Genomic DNA, 18,564 nt, shown 5'->3' with positions numbered 1-18,564 from the left:
CTACTGCCAGTGGGCCGGACGCACCGACTCTCACCCGGCCCGCGTGGCCGACTCCACAGCCTCGATCACGGTGGTGGCGGTGCAGGCGGCGGCGGACCGAGCACCGGCACGGTGATCGGCGGCAGGCCCGGGATCTCGACGACCGTCTGGCCGATCTCCGGCGGCATCCCCGGTATCGGCGGCATGCCCGCCGGCGGCGGAGGCGGTGGCGGCGGGATGCCGTTGGAGATCTGGATCGTGATGATCGAGCCCGGCACCGTTTGCCCTGTCGGCGATGTCCCGACCACCGCGCCGTACGGAGCGGTGCTGTTGACCGGCGTCGCCTGATCGGCGACCTGGAAACCGGCCTCGCGCAGCCGCTGCCGCGCGGTGTCCTGGTTCAGGCCAGCGATGCTGGGCACCTTCGAACCAGGCGCGCCGTCGACGTACCGCGGATCGGTCGGCGGCAGCTTGACGTCGCCGAAGCTGGTGGCGATCGGCTTCAACGCCGTGAACCAGGTGCGGGCGGGTTCGTTGCCGCCGTACAGGTTTCCGGAGCCGCACTGACGCAGCGGGAAGGAGCACAGATCTGACGGCGTCGTCGAGTCGTCGTAGATATAGTTAGCCGCCGCGTAGTGACTGGTGAAGCCGACGAAGCCCGACGAGCGATGCGCCTCTGTGGTGCCGGTCTTGCCCGACATCGGCAGATCCCATCCGGCTGATCCGGCGGAGCCCGCAGCGGTCCCGGAGCCCTGATCGTCTTTGCTCATCGCATTGGCCAGGGTGTTGGCCAGCCCCTCGGGCACCACCTGTTCACAGGTCTCCGTGGTGACCGAGACGTCCTTGCCGTTGCGATCGATGACCTTGTCGATCGGGTTGGGCGGACACCACACGCCGCCCGACGCAAGCGTCGCCGCGACGTTGGACAGCTCGAGCGGGTTGACCTCGATGGGGCCCAGCGTGAAGGAGCCGAGGTTCTGCCGCTTGACGAAGTCGGCCAGGCTTTCGTTGCTCTGCGGGTCGTAGTCGCGGGCCGTGCCCGGTAGGGCGTATGACCGGAGGCCGAGCTTGACGGCCATGTCGACGGTGCGCTGCACACCGACCTGCGAGATCAACTTGGCGAACGCGGTATTCGGCGAGGTCGCCAGTGCATCGGTGACGCTCATCTGTCCGCGGTAGTTGCCTGCGTTCTGCACGCACCAGGTGGCAGCGGGGCAGCCCTTGGCGCCGCCGCTGCCCAGCCCCTTGGCCTCGAACCGGGCAGGCGCGTCCAGCTGCGCGTTGATGCCCATGCCCATGTCCATCGCGGCGGCCGTCGTGAAGATCTTGAAGATCGATCCGGCGCCGTCGCCGACCAGTGAGAACGGTTGCGGTTGCATGGTCTCGCCGGCCTCGGTGTTCAGGCCGTACGTGCGGTTGCTCGCCATCGCGAGCACGGGATGGCTGTCCTTGCCGGGCTTGACCACGCTCATCACGCTGGCGACGCCGTTGAGATCGGGGCTCGCGATGCCGTCGATCGCCGACTTGACCGGGATCTGCACATCGGGATCCAGCGTGGTCTTGATCATGTAGCCGCCCTTGGCGACCTGCTCCTTGCTGATTCCGGCGCGGGCCAGGTAGTCGAGGGCGTAGTCGCAGAAGAAGGCGCGGTCGCCCGCGGAAATGCAACCCCTGGGCAGCTCGTTGGGCTGCGGCAAGATGCCGAGCGGCTCCTGTTTGGCCGCGCGCAGCTCGTCGGCGTGTTCGGGCAGATTGTCGATCATGGTGTCCAGCACCAGGTTCCGACGGGCCAGCGCCCCGTCCGGGTTCGTGTACGGGTTGAGCGTGCTTGTCGATTGCACGAGGCCGGCAAGCAGCGCGGCTTGCTGCCAGTTCAGCTCGGAGGCGTTGACGCCGAAGTACGTCTGCGCGGCGTCCTGGATGCCGTATGCCCCGTTGCCGAACGACACCAGGTTGAGGTAGCGCGTCAGGATCTCCGGCTTGGTGAACGTCCTGTCCAGGGTCAGCGCCATCCGGATCTCACGCAGCTTGCGCGCCGGAGTTGTTTCGATGGCCGCCCGCTTCTCGGCGTCGGTCTGCGCGACCACGAGCAGCTGGTAGTTCTTCACATACTGCTGCTCGATGGTGGATCCGCCGCGGGTGTCCAGGTTGCCCGACAGATAACCCGACAATCCCGTCAGCGTGCCCTGCCAGTCGACACCGTTGTGCTCGGCAAACCGTTTGTCCTCGATCGACACGATCGCCAGCTTCATCGTGTTGGCAATCTGGTCGCTGGGAACCTCGAACCGGCGCTGCGAGTAAAGCCACGCGATGACGTTGCCCTTGGCATCGACCATGGTCGACACCTGCGGCACTTCACCCTCGACGAGTTGGGCCGATCCGTTCGCGACGACGTCCGAGGCCCGGTTCGACATCAGCCCGAAGCCCCCGACCACGGGAAACATCAGGGCGGCGGCGACCACACTCGCGAGAAGGCAGCACCACGCGAGCTTGATAACCGTGACCGTCGTCGGCGGTCTGTTCGGCGGCTGCTCCGGCATGGTGTACAGACTAACGACGTCGCAAAATGACAGATTCTGTCGCCCGATTGCCGGGCTTCCCAGTTGCAACAACCTGCGCGAGCGTCAATTTTCTGGCTTGACGGCACGGTCGTCCCAAAATAATAGGGTTTTCCCTGTTGCCAAGAACGGCCCTGACCACCTAAGTTGGGCACACAGTGCGATGCAGGTCACACTCGACCCGCATACTGTGGCGTAGATCGCATCAGCGTTCTACACCGGAGGACTTCGCCGTCGCTGTGTTACTAGGCGGGGCGGCTTGGAACGAAGGGATCGCTGGTGTCAGGTACGAAGATCGCGCCGCGCAGGACATCTACGAGCGCAACGGCTCACAGCATTGTTCAGGGGGCTGAGGCCGAAGCCCGGATCGCTTGGGTGTCCCAAGCCCGCTGCCGCCAAGCTGATCCTGACGAGTTGTTCGTGCGGGGCGCCGCCCAGCGCAAAGCTGCAGTGATCTGTCGGCACTGCCCGGTGATTCTCGAGTGCGGCGCCGACGCGCTGGACAACCGTGTCGAGTTCGGCGTGTGGGGCGGAATGACCGAACGCCAGCGTCGCGCCCTGCTCAAGCAGCACCCCGAAGTGGTTTCCTGGGCAGAGTTCTTCTCCGCGCAGCGCAAACACCGCAGCGCGGTCTGATCCGCGCGCCAGCTATCTAGTTGAACTAGGCCGCCTTCGGAATTCGCGGCTAGGCGGCTGCTGCCTCGCCGGTGATCTGATCGGCGATCGCCCGCAGCGCCTCCAAGTCCGACACGTCGAACGGCAGCGACGGCACACCCACGATCGCCACGTGCGGATTGGCGCCGGTGAACCGCGACAGCAACCGCACCTCACGTTTGGCCGTCATTGCTCGGTCGGCATGGATCTTCAGCACCGGGACCGCCAACGCGTCCGGATCGGTCTTCTCCAAATCCTCGGCGGCCTCTTCTGCCTTCTCTGCGTGTAGATCGCACAGCGTCGGATGGGTGCGGTTGAGGATCAACCCCGCCAGCGGCATGTGCTCCTGGGATAGCCGGTCGACGAAGAACGACGCCTCCCTCAGCGCGTCGGGCTCCGCGGCCGACACCACGACGAACTGTGTGCCGCGCCGCTTGAGAAGCTCATAGGTGCGGTCCGCCTTTTCCCGGAAGCCGCCGAAAGTCGTATCCAGCATTTGGACGAAAGCGGCTGCGTCGGCAAGCATTTGCGAACCCAGCACGGTGGACAGCGCCTTCATCGCCAAGCCGACAGCACCCGTCACCAATCGTCCGATGCCCCGACCGGGCGCCAGCAGCAGCCGCCACAGCCGGCTGTCCATGAAGCTGCCCAGCCGTTGAGGCGCGTCAAGGAAGTCCAGCGCGTTGCGCGACGGTGGCGTGTCGACGACGATCAGGTCCCATTTGTCTTGGGCGAGAAGCTGTCCCAGCTTCTCCATGGCCATGTACTCCTGCGTGCCCGCCAGTGACGTGGCGACGGTCTGATAGAACTGGTTGTCCAGAATCGCTTCGCCCCGTTCGGGTCCGGAGTATTGGATCACCATTTCGTCGAACGTCCGGCGCATGTCGAGCATCATCGCGTGCAACTCGCCGGTCACCTCGGGTGCCAGCGGAACCCGTTGCGGGGTGTTGCCGAGATCCTTGATGCCGAGCGCCTGGGCGAGCCGCTTGGCCGGGTCGATGGTCAGCACGACAACGGTGCGGCCATATTCGGCCGCCCGCAACGCCATTGCCGCGGCGGTGGTGGTCTTGCCGACCCCACCGGCGCCGCAGCAGACCACGACGCGGTTGGCGGTGTCGGTCAGGATCGAGCCCATGTCCAGGGCAGGCGGCGTGGTACTCATCGGCTTCCTCTCTTGTCCGCTCAGCGGACGCCCTGACGCTCGAGCTCTTCTGCGAGTTCGTAAAGGCTGCCGAGGTCGACTCCGTCCGCGATCTGGGGCAGCTCGAGGCGCGCCACGTCGAGCGCGTCGAGTTGCTCGGCGCTTTCGGACCGCGCGGCAATTCGCGTGGCGTGCTGGATCGTCTCTGTCAATAGGCCAGCGAAGTCGTTGTCGGACAAAGTAATTCCGGCCTTCGACAGCCCTGCGCGCACGGCGTCGGCGTCGATGTCGCCCTCGGCGGCCTTGGCGAGATCATCGGGCTCCAAATACGCGGGGATGTTGCGGTTGACGATCACGCTGCCGATCGGCAGATCCAGTGCCTGCAGTTCCTCGATGGCTTCGAGCGTCTCCTGAATGGGCAGCGCTTCCAGCAGTGTGACCAGATGAATCGCGGTGAGGTCGGAATGCAAGACCTTGACCACGCTTTCGGCCTGCGTATGCACGGGGCCGCCCTTCGCGAGGTCGGATACCGCCTTGGTGACGTCGAGGAAACGGGCGATGCGGCCGGTCGGCGGGGAGTCCACCACGATCGCGTCGTAGACCGGCTGCTTGCCTTTCTCGGCTCGCGTCACGATCTCGCGGATCTTGCCGGTCAGCAGCACGTCACGCAGGCCCGGTGCGATCGTCGTCGCGAACTCGACCGCCCCGATGCGTCGCATGGCCCGGCCCGCCAGACCCAGGTTGTAGAACAAGTCGAGGTACTCGAGGAATGCGGCCTCGGTGTCGATGGCCAGTGCGTTGACCTGACCGCCGCCGTCGGCCGTAGCGATCTTGACCTCTGCGTACGGCAGCGGCGGCACGTCGAATAGCTGCGCAATGCCTTGGCGCCCTTCGACTTCCACCAGCAGCACCTTGCGGCCGCCGGCAGCGAGCGCCAGGGAAAGCGAGGCCGCGATCGTGGACTTGCCGGTACCGCCCTTCCCGGTCACGAAGTGCAGACGAGCCTTGGTAAGGCGCGACGGCCAGCCGACCGGATTACCCCCGTTGGTAGTACCCATCACTGCATGCTAACTGGGCCTGATCCGCCGCCCGATAGGCTCAGCCCCATGAGCGAACCGACCCGTTGGGAATACGCCACGGTCCCGCTGTTGACCCACGCGACCAAACAGATCCTCGACCAGTGGGGCGAGGACGGCTGGGAGCTGGTGTCAGTGCTGCCCGGCCCGACCGGTGAGCAGCATGTCGCCTATCTGAAGCGGCCCAAGTGACGGCCACGCAAAAACTGGCCGAGCTCGGCATCGAACTGCCCGACGTCGTTCCACCGCTCGCGGCGTATGTGCCCGCAGTGCGCACCGGAAACCTCGTCTACACCGCAGGTCAGCTGCCGATGTCCGCGGGCAAGCTGATCGGCACGGGCAAGGTGGGCGCCGAGGTGAGCCCCGAAGACGGCAAGGCGCTGGCGCGGGTGTGCGCCTTGAACGCGTTGGCCGCGGTGCACTCGCTGGTCGGTGTCGACGCCGTCACCCGCGTCGTCAAGGTCGTCGGCTTCGTCGCCTCTGCTCCCGGATTTCACGGTCAGCCCGGTGTCATCAACGGTGCGTCGGAGCTGCTGGGACAGGTGTTCGGCGACGCGGGCGCGCATGCTCGCTCGGCCGTCGGCGTCTCGGAGTTGCCGCTGGACGCACCTGTGGAAGTCGAGATCATCGTCGAGGTCGCGTGAGCGACGATCGGGCAGAGGTCGCGTGAGCGACGATCGGGTAGAGGTGAAGTGACCCTCGAGCACCCGGCGTACGGCCTCTTGCGCCCGGTCACCAAGACCGCGTCGGTGCTGCTGTGCAACAACCCTGGCCTGCTGACGCTCGACGGCACCAACACCTGGGTGCTGCGGGGGCCCGGCAGCGACGAGATGGTGATCGTCGACCCCGGACCCGACGACGACGAGCACATCGCGAAGATCGCAGAGCTCGGCCCCATCCCGCTGGTACTGATCAGCCACAAACACGAGGACCACACAGGCGCCATCGACAAGATCGTCGAACGTACCGGCGCGGTGGTGCGCTCCGTCGGCAGCGGGTTCCTGCGTGGCTTGGGCGGTCCGCTGACCGACGGTGAAGTCATCGACGCCGCGGGGCTGCGCATCACGGTGATGGCCACGCCGGGCCACACCGCCGACTCGCTGTCGTTCCTGGTCGACGATGCGGTGCTGACGGCCGACACCGTGCTTGGCCGCGGCACCACCGTCATCGACAAGGAAGACGGCAATCTCGGCGACTACATGGAGTCGCTGCGCCGCCTGCACGGCCTTGGACACCGCACCGTGCTACCCGGCCACGGCCCAGATCTCGACGATCTCGAAGCCGTCAGCGCCATGTACTTGGCACACCGCGAGGAAAGACTCGAACAGGTGCGCAGCGCGGTGCGCACCCTCGGGGAAGACGCCAGCGCGCGACAGATCGTCGAGCATGTCTATACCGATGTCGACGAAAAGCTTTGGGACGCAGCGGAGTGGAGCGTCCAGGCCCAACTCGACTACTTGCGTTCCTAGCGGGCTCGGCGTGCCAAGCGTTCGGAGTCGGAGATCAGAACGCTCTTGCCCTCCAAGCGAATCCAGCCGCGATGGGCGAAATCGGCGAGGGCCTTGTTCACGGTTTCACGCGAGGCGCCAACCAGCTGTGCGATTTCCTCTTGTGTCAGGTCGTGCGTCACGCGCAGCGCGCCGCCCTCCTGTGTGCCGAACCGCTGCGCCAGCTGCAGCAGCTGCTTGGCCACGCGGCCGGGCACATCGGTGAAGATCAGATCGGCAAGGTTGTTGTTGGTTCGACGCAGCCGGCGGGCGAGCACGCGCAGCAGCTGCTCGGCGATTTCTGGGCGATCGGCGATCCAGGCGCGCAGCGCATCGCGGTCCATCGACACCGCGCGCACCTCGGTGATCGTCGTGGCGCTCGACGTCCGCGGGCCGGGGTCGAAGATCGACAGTTCGCCGAACATGTCGGACGGGCCCATGATCGTGAGCAGATTCTCGCGGCCGTCCGGCGACCGCCGCCCGATCTTGACCTTCCCTGAGATGATGATGAACAGGCGATCGCCGGGCTCTCCCTCGGCGAAGACCGTATGCCCACGCGGAAAGTCGACGGGCTGCAACTGTTTGGTCAGCGCGGATACGGCGCTGGGTTCAACCCCCTGGAAGATTCCGGCCCTCGCCAGGATCTCGTCCACGTTGCCCCTCTTAAGCTGTTGGGTGATATGACATGCGCAAAGCTGACCTCTTACTGGTTAGCGAGATCAGTCTAGAGGTACGCCAATTCGCGACTAGCCACGCTACACACGATTGGCATGTCGAGTCGGCTGAAATTCAGGATTAGATCCGTGATGCACGTAGAGACGTGTTGGCAAACTTGCCAAATCACGTGAATCGGTCAGGGTCTCCAACGGCCATTCCCGTTCGTGCAGCCGTTGCTGCAGGCTGTCGAGCGCACGGCTCATACCGTCTCGCGCCAGCGTGTTGACATCATCGGGTTCGGCTTGCTCGAGAAACTTGACCACATCGGTGGCCGAGACGGTGTCATCGTGCAGCCCCGATTCGAGCCGCTGCAGCCCGAAAGTTGCCAGCATCAGCAACCCCGGAATAAGCGCGACGAGCAACCACGACACAAGGGTGAAGTAAACACGGCCAAGGTCTCAGCGGGATCACGAATTGTCACCGGTCCACGCGCGGGTAAGTCGGACCCCGTAAGTACGCTGGCGTGCGTGACTGTGGGTGAGAGTTCAGCCGAAAAACCGGCCGCCGCCAAGCCGGTGCGGCCTGCCAATTCCCGCAAGTGGGACGGCGAAACCCGCCTCGGCTTAGTGCGGCGGGCAAGGCGGATGAATCGCGCGCTCGCACAAGCCTTTCCGCATGTCTACTGCGAGCTGGACTTCACCAACCCGCTGGAATTGACCATCGCGACCATCTTGTCGGCGCAAAGCACCGACAAGCGCGTCAACCTGACGACGCCCGCATTGTTCAAGCGCTATCGCACCGCGCTGGACTACGCGCAGGCCGATCGCACCGAACTGGAAGAGCTCATCCGGCCCACTGGCTTCTATCGCAACAAGACCAACTCGCTGATACGGCTTGGCCAGGAACTCGTTGAGCGGTTCGACGGCGAGGTGCCCAACACCATGGATGATCTGGTGACGTTGCCGGGCGTCGGCCGCAAGACCGCCAACGTGATCCTCGGCAACGCCTTCGACATTCCGGGCATCACCGTCGACACCCATTTCGGCCGGCTGGTTCGACGCTGGCGCTGGACCGCCGAAGAGGATCCGGTCAAGGTCGAGCACGCCGTCGGTGGGCTCATCGAGCGCAGCGAATGGACGCTGCTGAGCCACCGGGTGATCTTCCACGGCCGCCGCGTGTGCCACGCGCGAAAACCCGCCTGCGGCGTGTGCGTGCTGGCCAAGGACTGCCCGTCGTTCGGCACCGGCCCAACCGATCCGCTGGTCGCCGCGCCACTGGTCAAGGGCCCGGAGACCGAGCATCTGCTGGCGCTGGCCGGGCTGTAAGACCCTTTCCCAGATGAGCACGTCGACCCGCTGGACCGTCGCAGTGATGGTTGTCGTGGTGGCACTCGGAGTGGCGCTGTGGACGCAGTTGGGCAAGGACGACAGTGCACCGAGCGGTCCCACTGGGCAGTCCGCCACACGTGATCGCCGCGACGCCGACACCGCCGAGGCGCTGGTCGGCCCGCGGGCTCGCGCCGACCTCAAACCATGTCCGTCCGCCGGCGCCGGGTCGGGCCCGCAGCAGTTACGCGGCATCAGCCTCGAATGCGTTGGCGACGGGTCGACCGTGGACGTCGCGAAGGCCGTCGCGGGCCGGACCGTCGTTCTCAACCTGTGGGCGTACTGGTGCGCGCCGTGCGCCGAGGAGCTGCCGGCGATGGCCGAATACCAGCGGCGCGTCGGCCCTGAGGTCACCGTGTTGACCGTTCATCAGGACGAGAACGAGACCGCGGCGTTGCTGCGGCTGGCAGAGCTCGGCGTGCGGCTGCCGACGCTGCAGGACGGTCGCCGGCTGATCGCCGCGGCGCTGCGAGTACCCAACGTCATGCCCGCCACCGTGGTCCTGCGGCCGGACGGTAGCGTGGCCGCAGTCCTGCCGCGGTCGTTCGCCAGCGCCGACGAGATCGCCGCGGCGGTGAACCCGAAGATTGGAGCGCCGGGGTGAGCTGGGTCAGCGAATCGGGGGAGCTGACCCCCCTCAACCCCGAAGCCGCCCCGCCATGGCTCAAGCCGCTGGTCGACAACTCGCACGACGTCAAACGCGCGTATCGGCGCCGGGTGCCGCCCGAGGTGCTCGCGATGGTGACGGCGGCCAATGCGAAATCCGCGCTGACAGGATCCAAGCGCGATGCCGCGGTGCTCGTGCTGTTTTCGGGCCCGCCGGAAGCGTCTACGGACAGACTGCCCGACGACGCCGACTTGCTGGTGACCGTGCGTGCCTCGACGCTGCGCCACCACGCCGGCCAGGCCGCATTCCCCGGCGGTGCTGTCGACCCCGGCGACACCGGGCCGGTGCACACCGCGATGCGCGAAGCCAATGAGGAGACGGGCATCGACCCGAGCCGCCTGCATCCGCTGGCCACAATGGAGCGGATGTTCATTCCGCCGTCGGGCTTCCACGTCGTTCCTGTGCTCGCATATTCGTCCGATCCGGGACCGGTGGCCGTCGTCGACGAGTCTGAAACCGCGATCGTCGCGCGTGTCCCGGTTCGCGCATTCATCAATCCGGAGAACCGAATCATGGTGTACCGCAAGGAAAACACCCGACGGTTCGCCGGGCCCGCGTTCCTGCTGAACGAGATGCTGGTGTGGGGGTTCACCGGTCAGGTGATTTCCGCGATGCTCGACGTCGCGGGCTGGGCGAAGCCGTGGAACACCGACGACGTTCGAGAACTCGACGAGGCAATGGCGCTCGTCGGGCACGATGACAGCTACGGTGAAGCCCAACAATGACATCGTCACAGTGGCTTGACCTCGCCGTGCTCGCGATTGCGTTCGTGGCTGCCATCTCCGGCTGGCGCTCCGGCGCGCTCGGCTCTCTGCTGTCATTCGTCGGTGTGGTGCTCGGCGTAGTGGCCGGCGTGCTGTTGGCGCCCCACGTGGTCAACCACATCAGCGGCGCGCGCACCAAGCTGTTCGTGGCGCTGTTTCTGATCCTCGCCCTAGTGGTGATCGGTGAAATCGCCGGCGTCGTGCTCGGCCGGGCAGTGCGTGGCGCCATCCGCAACCGCGCGCTGCGCACGTTCGATTCGGTGATCGGCGTCGGCCTGCAGCTGATCGCCGTGGTGTTGGCCGCCTGGATGCTGGCTTCCCCGCTGCAGAACTCGGACCAGCCGAACCTCGCCGCGGCCGTCCGGGGCTCCAAGGTTCTGGCTCAGGTCGACGACGTCGCACCGAGCTGGCTGAAATCGGTGCCTGCGCGGTTGAAGGCGGGACTGATCGATTCTTCGGGTCTACCTGACGTGCTGCAGCCGTTCAGTCGCACGCCGATCGTCCCGGTCGCCCCGCCGGATGCGTCGCTGGCCGGCGACGCCGTCGTCGCGGCCACCCGGCCGAGCGTGGTGAAGATCCGCGGTGTCGCCTCCAGCTGCCAAAAGGTGTTGGAGGGTAGCGGTTTCGTCGTCGCACCCAACCGCGTGATGTCCAATGCGCACGTGGTCGCCGGCTCGGACAGCGTGACCGTGGAGGTCGACGGGCAGACGTACGACGCGGGCGTGGTGTCCTACGACTCCGAGGCCGACATCTCGATCCTCGATGTGCCCGGCCTGCCGTCGGCGCCGCTGCAGTTCACCGACAAGCCCGCCCCAACGGGCACCGACGGCATCGTGATGGGCTACCCCGGCGGTGGGGACTTCGTCGCGACCCCCGCCCGTGTCATGGAGATAATCGAGCTCAACGGGCCGGACATCTACCGCAGCACCACCGTCACTCGCGAGGTGTACACCATCAGAGGCACTGTGCGCCAAGGTAACTCGGGTGGTCCGATGATCGATCGCAATGGCAGGGTGCTCGGTGTGGTGTTCGGTGCCGCAGTGGACAACGCCGACACGGGTTTTGTGCTGACCGCCAACGAAGTATCGCGGCAGCTCGCCAAGATCGGCAACACGCAGCGCGTCGCGACCGGCTCGTGTGTCGGTTAGCCGTACACCTGCGTCAGGAATCGTGACAACTGCTCGTTGACTATCTCTGGCGTTTCTTCGTGAGCGAAATGACCTGCGCCGGCAACGGATACGTAGCGACCGTGCGGGGCGTAATGCTGTGTGCGATAGACGGGGTCGGCCAGAACGTACGGGTCCGCGTCGCCGCGAAGGTGTAGCACCGGAACGCCCAGCGGCCGCTTCATCGACCGCATGAACCGGCGGCCCTCGCCGCGCAGCTGGCTGCGCACCGCCCAGCGCTGATATTCCAGCGCCGAATGCGCCGCCGACGGAATCTGGATCGCCTGCCGCATCCGCCGAATGGTTTCGGAAAAGTCTTCTGAGGCAAGCCATTTCTCGCTGGCACGATTGCGGACAAGCCGCTCCAACTCGTCGGCGTTGTGGCGAGTCAGCTTTCGTTCCGGCCACATCGGAGCCTGGTAACTCAACATCGACGGCAGCAACGCCAGACCCTGGTCGCGCCGAGTCAGCGCCGAGGCGCGCAGCGCGACAGGATGCGGCGAGCTGACGACCGCGATGGCCCGCACCATGCGCGGATGCAGCACCGACGTCGCCCAGCAGACCAGGCCCCCGTCGGCGTGACCGACCAGCGTGGCCGCCTTGTGGCCGAGTGCTCGCACAAGGCCCGCGGTGTCACCAGCCAGCGTCCAGCCGTCGTAGCCTCGCGGCGGTTTGTCGCTGCCGCCGTAGCCGCGCAGGTCGACCGCGACCACGCGCGCCCCGGTTAGACCACGCAACTGGTGGCGCCACGACCACCAGAACGAGCCGAAACCGTGCAGCAGGATGACCAGCGGCCGATCCGTCATCGGTGTCTGGGCAGCCTCAGGAGCTTCGGCCTCCACGACGTGGAAGCGAATTCCGTTGGCGTGCACCTCCAGATGGCGCCACGGACCGTCGATGCGTACCACCGACGGATCGGGCGGCGGGGGCATCTACCAGCCCGATGGGTCGGCCGTCGACGCCGGCGAGCCGTGGCCGTTCGGTGAGGTGAGCGCCTTGTCGGCCTTGTCGTGGCCCGGCGTAAGAGCATCGCGGGTCTCTTTGACCGACTCGATCGTCTGCTGCGGACCCCTGATGCGTCTGACCTTGAGATAACCGAACAGTGCCAGCACAGCGGTCACGACGACCATCAGCCCGAACACGATCAGGAACGCTGCCCAGCGCCAGATCCAGGTGTCCAGGAGCTCGGCGAGGAAGAAGAAGAAAAAGAATGTCGAGTAGAACAGCACCACCAGCGCGAGGATGAAAAAGACGCTGCCCGTCAGGCCCTTCTTGACGTCGCGGGTGATCTCGGCCTTGGCCAACTCGACTTCGGCCCGCACCAGCGTCGACACCTGCGCCGTCGCATCTTTGACCAGGTCACCGATGGACGGGTCGGCCTTGGGGGCATGCGGATCCACCAGCGGTATTGATGTGACGGTGGTCGGCACACCATTGGAGCGATCGCTCACGGAACACTTCCTCCCCGCATCTGCTGTCTAGTCGCGGTTCATGTTGCCACGTGGCGTCCGGCTAAACGATCCCGGCCGACGTTAGACTGACCCGGTTGAATGGTTGGGCGGTCGGACGTCGATAGGGGTTAGGCATTTGAAGACCAGCGGCCGCAGCCTGGCGATTCTCGCGGTGCTCCTTGCCGCGCTGTTCGTGCCCGTCGCCCCGATCGCCAACGCCGACGGCCTCATCCCGCTCGGGGGCGGCTCGGGCATCGTGGTCGAAGGCGACACCTTGTGCACACTGACCGCGATCGGTAATGACAACCGCGGCAACCTAATCGGCTTCACGTCCGCACACTGCGGCGGGCCCGGTGCGCGGGTCGAGGCCGAAGGCGCGACCAGTGCCGGTGTGCTCGGCACGATGGTGGCCGGCAACGACGGCCTCGACTACGCGGTGATCCAGTTCGATCCGGCCAAGGTTGCACCGGTCAACAATGTCAAGGGTTTCCAAATCGACGGGCTCGGCCCCGACCCGGTGTTCGGCGACATCGCCTGCAAGTTGGGCCGCACCACCGGCTACTCGTGCGGCGTCACGTGGGGTCCGGGTGAGCAGCCCGGCACGATCGTCAACCAGGTGTGCGGCCAGCCCGGCGACTCGGGCGCGCCGGTTACCGTCAACAATCGCCTCGTCGGGATGATCCACGGTGCATTCAGCCAGGAGCTGCCGACGTGCGTGGTCAAATTCATCCCGCTGCACACGCCGGCGGTGACGATGTCGTTCAACACCCAACTCGCCGACATCACCGCGAAGGACCGGCCCGGTTCTGGTTTCGTCCCGGTCGGTGCGGGCGCTGCCTAGTCTTCGGCCTTGCTGGCCCGAATCGCTTCGAACACACCGGGATCGACAAGCGTTGAGGTATCACCGAGTTCGCGGCCCTCGGCGACGTCGCGTAGCAGCCGACGCATGATCTTGCCGCTGCGGGTCTTCGGCAGCTCCGGTACGACGTGGATCTCACGCGGCTTGGCGATCGGCGAAATCTCCTTCGCCACTTCGGCGCGCAACTCCTCGACCATGTGCTCGTGTGGCTTGTCCGCGGCGCTGGCCTCCAGGATGACGAACGCGATGATCGCCTGACCGGTGTGATCGTCGGTGGCGCCGACGACGGCTGCCTCGGCAACGTGTGAATGCCCGACGAGTGCCGACTCGACCTCGGCAGTCGAAATCCGGTGTCCTGACACATTCATCACGTCGTCGATACGGCCAAGCACCCAGAACGCGCCGTCGCTGTCATACCGGGCGCCGTCGCCGGCGAAGTACCACCCCTGCTTGGCATACCGATCCCAGTAGGTCTCCTTGAACCGCTGCGGATCTCCCCAGATGCCGCGCAGCATCGACGGCCAAGGCTCATCGAGCACCAGATATCCGGTGACGTGCTCGGTTTCGTCGGCGCCTGGCACCAGGTCGTTGCCGTCGTCGTCAACCACCTTGGCCGAGATGCCCGGCAGCGGTTTCATCGCCGAGCCCGGCTTGCAGTCGGTCACGCCCGGCAACGGTGCGATCATTGCCGCGCCGGTCTCGGTCTGCCACCAGGTGTCGACGATCGGAGTCTTATTGCCGCCGAACGCATCCCGATACCAACGCCACGCCTCGGGGTTGATCGGCTCACCGACGGTGCCGAGAAGTCGCAGGCTCGACAGGTCGTGCGCGTCGGGAATCTGGCGGCCCCACCTCATGAACGTGCGGATCAGCGTCGGAGCGGTGTAATAGATTGTCACCCCGTACTTTTCGATGACCTGGAAGTGCCGGTGCTCGTCAGGAGAAGCAGGGGTGCCCTCGTAGACCACTTGCGTCGCACCGTTCGACAGCGGCCCGTACACGATGTAGGTGTGGCCGGTGACCCAGCCGATATCGGCTGTGCACCAATACACATCGGTGTCAGGCTTGATGTCGAAGACGTTGTAGTGCGTGTAGGACGACTGGGTGAGGTAGCCGCCGGAGGTATGCATGATGCCCTTCGGCTTGCCGGTGGTGCCCGACGTGTACAACAGGAACAGCGGATGTTCGGAGTCGAACGCCTCGGGTGTGTGTTCCGGTGACGCGGGGTCGACGGTCTCGTGCCACCACAGTTCGCGGCCCTCGGTCCAGGGCACGTCGATACCTGTGCGCCGGACCACGAGCACGTGTTCGACGGACTTCTGGTCGTTCACCGCCTCGTCGACGGATTCCTTGAGCGACACGGCTTTTCCGCGGCGGTATTGCCCGTCGGTGGTGATCACGAGTTTGGCTTCGGCGTCCTCGATGCGAGCCTTGAGCGCCGTCGCGGAGAACCCGGCGAACACGACACTGTGCAGCGCTCCGAGGCGTGCACACGCGAGCATCGCCACGATTGCCTCCGGCACCATCGGCATGTAGATGGCGACGCGATCGCCGGTCTTGATGCCGAGATCGGTGAGCGCGTTGGCGGCCTTGCACACCTCCGCGAGCAATTCGGAGTACGTCAGGGTGCGAGCGTCGCCGACCGGCTCGCCTTCCCAGTGGATTGCGACCCGATCGCCATTGCCTGCTTCGACGTGGCGGTCGACACAGTTGTACGCGACGTTGAGCTTGCCGCCGATGAACCACTTCGCGACCGGCGCCTCCGACCAGTCGAGCACCTCGGTGAACGGTGTCTGCCAGGACAGCCTGTTGGCCTGTTTCGCCCAGAACGCCAGGCGGTCCTTTTCGGCCTCGCGATACAGCTCTTCGGTCGCGTTGGCGTTCGGCGCGAACTCCGGCGGGGGCGGAAAGGATGACTGGACTTCGGAGCGCGTGTCGGTCATGTCTGTGAGACTAGTCACCGAACGTTGCGTCGACGTTGGCATCTCACAGCCCCGTGCGCGACGAGAATGTCGGACGTGAAGGTGATGTCGAAGGTTGCGAGTGCCTTCGGCATGTCCGACGAGGCGTGGCAGCGCCACGCGAACCCGTGGAGCGTATGGACACGGTTCGCGGCAATCCCGTTGGCGATCGTGGCGATCTGGAGTCGCGTGTGGTTGGGGTGGTGGTGCTTGCTGCCGACCGCTGCGGTGATCGTGTGGCTGTGGCTGAACCCGCACGTCTTCGCGCCGGTAAAGACGCCGACGAGCTGGGCGGCCAAGGGCATCTATGGGGAGAAGCTGTGGCTGAAGGAGCGTGATCGGGTCCCACCCGAGGTTCGTCGGATGCTCCGCATGTCCCCAGCTTGCGCGTGGGCTCACATGCCAATCGCCGCCGCCGGGTTCGGTCTGCTGGTCTATGGCCTGACCACGCTGCAGGTGTGGCCGACCGTATTCGGCGCCAGCCTGATCGTGTTGGCCCAGCTGTGGCGGATCGACAGGCTTGTCGTGTTCTACGAGAGCACGCGCTAGCGTGTGCTGCCGTGACGAACGCGGCGGACCCGTTGGCTCCGCTGGCCGAACTGCCCGGTGTGGCGGCGGCCAGCGAGGAGGCCCGCGAGGCGCTGGGTCGCGCTCATCGGCACCGCACGAATCTGCGCGGCTGGCCCGCGACGGCGGCCGAGGCGTCGCTGCGCGCGGCCAGGGCGTCGTCGGTGCTTGACGGCGGCTCACTGCAGCTTTCGGACAGCGGCGACCCAGACCCCGTGCTGGCCGGCGCGCTGCGGGTGGCCGAGGCGCTCGAAGGCGGCGCGACGTCGTTGATCGGGATATGGCAGCGCGCACCGCTTCAAGCCATCGCGCGGCTGCACGCCTTGGCCGCGGCCGATCTCGCCGACGACGACCGACTGGGTCGTCCGCGCACCGAGGCGGGCATCGGCCGCCGCCTCGAGCTGCTCGCCGACATCGTCACCGGCGGCACCCAAGTACCCGCACCCGTTCTGGCCGCGGTCGTGCACGGCGAGCTGCTGACACTCGAACCGTTTGGGACCGCTGACGGCGTAGTCGCTCGTGCGGTTTCGCGATTGGTCACCATCGCCAGCGGTCTGGACCCGCACGGCCTTGGCGTGCCGGAGGTCTACTGGATGCGCCAAACAGGTGACTACCGCGCCGCGGCGCGCGGCTTTTCGTCGGGTACTCCCGACGGCCTGACCGCGTGGCTGTTGATGAGCTGCCGGGCGCTGCATGCCGGTGCGCGAGAAGCGCTTTCCATTGCCGCGGCGACATCGTCGTAGCTTGGCCCCAGCAACGTGAAGCGGGCGACGCTCCGAACTGATTCGGCTCGCCGCCCGCTAGCACGGACTCCGGTTACCAAGCGTGCTTTGTGGGTTGCGTGGGTTGGCCTCGGCGTCCTTGCGATGCGCTCCGACGAACAATCCCCACCCAAAGGGTCGTCATGGTCGTCCGCTCTTCGCAATTGCGCAGGCCCGCAACACTTTTGCCTATTCCGCGGCATGTGCTCCGCGTGGGTGCCGGGATCCGTGCTGGGTAGCCTGCCTTCGGGAGATCGAACCTTCTCTTCTGGTTCGGCCTTGGCCTCGTCAGGCTTCCGTGGTTCCTTTGTACTCCGTGACCACGGTCACATCAAGGGCGAAATTCTGTGCGAATCCTGATCGTTACGACTGCGGCCAGCTACTACACCCGGTAGCTCGTTTAAAGGGCGAACCGTCGCAACAGCGAATAGGTCAGCGCGCCTGCCGCCAAGGCGCTGACGCCGACCGCCGCCGTGGTTGCGACAGCGGCCCCCGAGGGTGCGGGAATCCGGTCCCGGAGGGATACCGGTTTGGAGAAGGTCAGCAGGGGCCAACCACGGGCTGCGGCCTCTTTGCGCAATGTGCGGTCGGGGTTCACCACGGTCGGATGGCCGACGATGTCGAGCATCGGCAGATCGGTGATCGAATCGGAGTACGCATAGCAGTGCTCGAGGGCGTATCCCTCGCGAGCGGCGAGCTGGCGGATCGCCTCGACCTTGCCCTCGCCGTAGCAGTAGAACGCGATCTCGCCGGTGTAGCGGCCGTCTTCGACAACCATCCGCGTGGCCATCGCATGGGTGGCGCCGAGCGCCCGCGCGATCGGCGCGACGATCTCCTCACCAGAGGCCGATACGACGACCACATCGCGGCCGCACAATTTGTGGTCGGCGATCAGCTCGGCGGCTTCGGCGAACACCAGCGGGTCGACGATGTCGTGGAGCGTTTCACCCACGATCGACTTCACCTGCTCGACATCCCACCCGGCGCACATGTTGGTGACGTAAGAGCGCATCCGGTCCATCTGGTCGTGGTCGGCGCCGGACATCAAGAACAGAAATTGTGCGTAGGTGGACTTCAGAACGGCCCGCCGATTGATTAGCCCTTGGTCGAAGAAAGGTTTGCTGAAGGCCAGGGTGCTGGATTTGGCGATTACCGTCTTATCAAGATCGAAGAAGGCCGCCGTGCGGATGCGGGAGTTGTTTGCCAGAGATATTTGCGGCGCCGTCAGCCCGAGGGCCGCCGGATCGGATGCGGTCACGACGCCCAGCATAGGGACCTTCGCGTGACAAGAGACGACAGACTGTATAAATTGGCAGTTCGCGACAGGTGCCGGTGACTGCAATCTTTCCTGCTACGCGGTGGTTTTCTGCGACACAGTACTTGCGCTGGTCCGCGGTCCCGTGTGTATAGTGAGCATTACTCGGCTTATGC

At 65.8% G+C, this 18,564-nt stretch carries 20 protein-coding genes; 11 read left to right on the top strand and 9 right to left on the bottom strand.

The genetic code is table 11. The features are described 5' to 3' along the window. Positions 1–65 precede the first annotated feature (65 nt). A complete protein-coding gene (gene ponA2 / locus ACWW36_RS07150; protein WP_456140876.1) occupies positions 66–2,519 on the bottom strand; it encodes a transglycosylase/D,D-transpeptidase PonA2 in 2,454 nt (817 codons plus the stop codon). A 297-nt stretch (positions 2,520–2,816) separates the two neighbouring features. Between ponA2 and ACWW36_RS07145 the strand changes: the two genes are divergently transcribed. Further along, positions 2,817–3,173: a WhiB family transcriptional regulator gene (locus ACWW36_RS07145; protein WP_456140875.1), complete on the top strand. Its 357-nt coding sequence runs from the start codon at positions 2,817–2,819 to the stop codon at positions 3,171–3,173. A gap of 49 nt (positions 3,174–3,222) precedes the next feature. On the opposite strand, the gene ACWW36_RS07140 is transcribed toward ACWW36_RS07145, so the two are convergent. Together ACWW36_RS07140 and ACWW36_RS07135 are read right to left on the bottom strand one after the other, a co-directional pair. Next, on the bottom strand, positions 3,223–4,353 hold the full coding sequence (locus ACWW36_RS07140; RefSeq protein ID WP_456140874.1) for an ArsA family ATPase: 1,131 nt from the start codon (positions 4,351–4,353) through the stop codon (positions 3,223–3,225). A gap of 20 nt (positions 4,354–4,373) precedes the next feature. Next, complete coding sequence (locus ACWW36_RS07135; protein ID WP_456140873.1) at positions 4,374–5,390, bottom strand: ArsA-related P-loop ATPase; 1,017 nt, start codon at positions 5,388–5,390, stop codon at positions 4,374–4,376. Positions 5,391–5,438: 48 nt separating this feature from the next. Here ACWW36_RS07135 and ACWW36_RS07130 point away from each other — a divergent pair, with 48 nt between their 5' ends. Genes ACWW36_RS07130 through ACWW36_RS07120 form a run of 3 tightly spaced genes read left to right on the top strand, consistent with a single transcriptional unit; the run spans position 5,439 to position 6,877 of the window. After that, complete coding sequence (locus ACWW36_RS07130) at positions 5,439–5,600, top strand: DUF4177 domain-containing protein (protein WP_014817956.1); 162 nt, start codon at positions 5,439–5,441, stop codon at positions 5,598–5,600. Beyond that, positions 5,597–6,052: a RidA family protein gene (locus tag ACWW36_RS07125; protein WP_456140872.1), complete on the top strand. Its 456-nt coding sequence runs from the start codon at positions 5,597–5,599 to the stop codon at positions 6,050–6,052. Before ACWW36_RS07130 ends, ACWW36_RS07125 begins: the two co-directional genes overlap by 4 nt. 48 nt (positions 6,053–6,100) lie before the next feature. Next, positions 6,101–6,877, top strand: a complete 777-nt coding sequence (locus tag ACWW36_RS07120; RefSeq protein ID WP_456140871.1) for an MBL fold metallo-hydrolase — start codon at positions 6,101–6,103, stop codon at positions 6,875–6,877. On the opposite strand, the gene crp is transcribed toward ACWW36_RS07120, so the two are convergent. Then, on the bottom strand, positions 6,874–7,548 hold the full coding sequence (crp, locus tag ACWW36_RS07115; RefSeq protein WP_041312815.1) for a cAMP-activated global transcriptional regulator CRP: 675 nt from the start codon (positions 7,546–7,548) through the stop codon (positions 6,874–6,876). The two genes, ACWW36_RS07120 and crp, sit on opposite strands and share 4 nt — an antisense overlap. A 102-nt stretch (positions 7,549–7,650) precedes the next feature. Beyond that, positions 7,651–7,944 (bottom strand): hypothetical protein, encoded by a 294-nt coding sequence (locus ACWW36_RS07110; RefSeq protein ID WP_456142398.1) that lies wholly within the window; start codon positions 7,942–7,944, stop codon positions 7,651–7,653. 252 nt (positions 7,945–8,196) lie between these two features. On the opposite strand from ACWW36_RS07110, the gene nth reads away from it, so the two are divergent. The 4 genes from nth to marP are packed head-to-tail and all read left to right on the top strand — an operon-like array spanning position 8,197 to position 11,516. After that, the gene (nth, locus tag ACWW36_RS07105; RefSeq protein ID WP_456142397.1) at positions 8,197–8,877 is read left to right on the top strand and encodes an endonuclease III; all 681 of its coding nucleotides are present in this window, start codon (positions 8,197–8,199) and stop codon (positions 8,875–8,877) included. A gap of 13 nt (positions 8,878–8,890) precedes the next feature. Continuing rightward, on the top strand, positions 8,891–9,541 hold the full coding sequence (locus tag ACWW36_RS07100) for a TlpA family protein disulfide reductase (RefSeq protein WP_456140870.1): 651 nt from the start codon (positions 8,891–8,893) through the stop codon (positions 9,539–9,541). Next, positions 9,538–10,329, top strand: coding sequence for an NUDIX hydrolase (locus ACWW36_RS07095; protein WP_456140869.1), 792 nt, complete (start codon positions 9,538–9,540; stop codon positions 10,327–10,329). The genes ACWW36_RS07100 and ACWW36_RS07095 overlap by 4 nt, the downstream gene beginning before the upstream one ends. Next, positions 10,326–11,516 (top strand): acid resistance serine protease MarP, encoded by a 1,191-nt coding sequence (gene marP / locus ACWW36_RS07090; protein ID WP_456140868.1) that lies wholly within the window; start codon positions 10,326–10,328, stop codon positions 11,514–11,516. The genes ACWW36_RS07095 and marP overlap by 4 nt, the downstream gene beginning before the upstream one ends. Here marP and ACWW36_RS07085 read toward each other — a convergent pair. Both ACWW36_RS07085 and ACWW36_RS07080 read right to left on the bottom strand, forming a co-directional pair. Then, complete coding sequence (locus ACWW36_RS07085; protein ID WP_456140867.1) at positions 11,513–12,466, bottom strand: alpha/beta fold hydrolase; 954 nt, start codon at positions 12,464–12,466, stop codon at positions 11,513–11,515. The genes marP and ACWW36_RS07085 overlap by 4 nt on opposite strands. After that, positions 12,467–12,985: a phage holin family protein gene (locus ACWW36_RS07080; protein WP_456140866.1), complete on the bottom strand. Its 519-nt coding sequence runs from the start codon at positions 12,983–12,985 to the stop codon at positions 12,467–12,469. It abuts the gene before it with no gap. A gap of 136 nt (positions 12,986–13,121) precedes the next feature. Between ACWW36_RS07080 and ACWW36_RS07075 the strand changes: the two genes are divergently transcribed. Further along, positions 13,122–13,826 carry a S1 family peptidase gene (locus tag ACWW36_RS07075; protein ID WP_456140865.1) on the top strand — a complete coding sequence of 235 codons (705 nt, stop codon included), beginning with the start codon at positions 13,122–13,124 and terminating at the stop codon, positions 13,824–13,826. Here the strand turns inward: ACWW36_RS07075 and acs are convergent. Continuing rightward, the gene (gene acs, locus ACWW36_RS07070; protein WP_456140864.1) at positions 13,823–15,787 is read right to left on the bottom strand and encodes an acetate--CoA ligase; all 1,965 of its coding nucleotides are present in this window, start codon (positions 15,785–15,787) and stop codon (positions 13,823–13,825) included. The genes ACWW36_RS07075 and acs overlap by 4 nt on opposite strands. 84 nt (positions 15,788–15,871) lie before the next feature. On the opposite strand from acs, the gene ACWW36_RS07065 reads away from it, so the two are divergent. Both ACWW36_RS07065 and ACWW36_RS07060 read left to right on the top strand, forming a co-directional pair. Then, positions 15,872–16,354: a DUF6653 family protein gene (locus ACWW36_RS07065; RefSeq protein WP_456142396.1), complete on the top strand. Its 483-nt coding sequence runs from the start codon at positions 15,872–15,874 to the stop codon at positions 16,352–16,354. Between the two features lie 11 nt (positions 16,355–16,365). After that, positions 16,366–17,115, top strand: a complete 750-nt coding sequence (locus ACWW36_RS07060; protein ID WP_456140863.1) for an oxidoreductase — start codon at positions 16,366–16,368, stop codon at positions 17,113–17,115. Positions 17,116–17,533: 418 nt separating this feature from the next. Here ACWW36_RS07060 and ACWW36_RS07055 read toward each other — a convergent pair whose 3' ends face one another. Further along, a complete protein-coding gene (locus ACWW36_RS07055) occupies positions 17,534–18,391 on the bottom strand; it encodes an HAD-IB family hydrolase (protein WP_456140862.1) in 858 nt (285 codons plus the stop codon). Between the last annotated feature and the right edge of the window lie 173 nt (positions 18,392–18,564).

This window comes from Mycobacterium sp. MMS18-G62 (genome assembly GCF_053877835.1).
The sequence above is the reverse complement of the archived record's forward strand: the minus strand, read 5'-3'. Positions and strand labels throughout refer to the sequence as shown.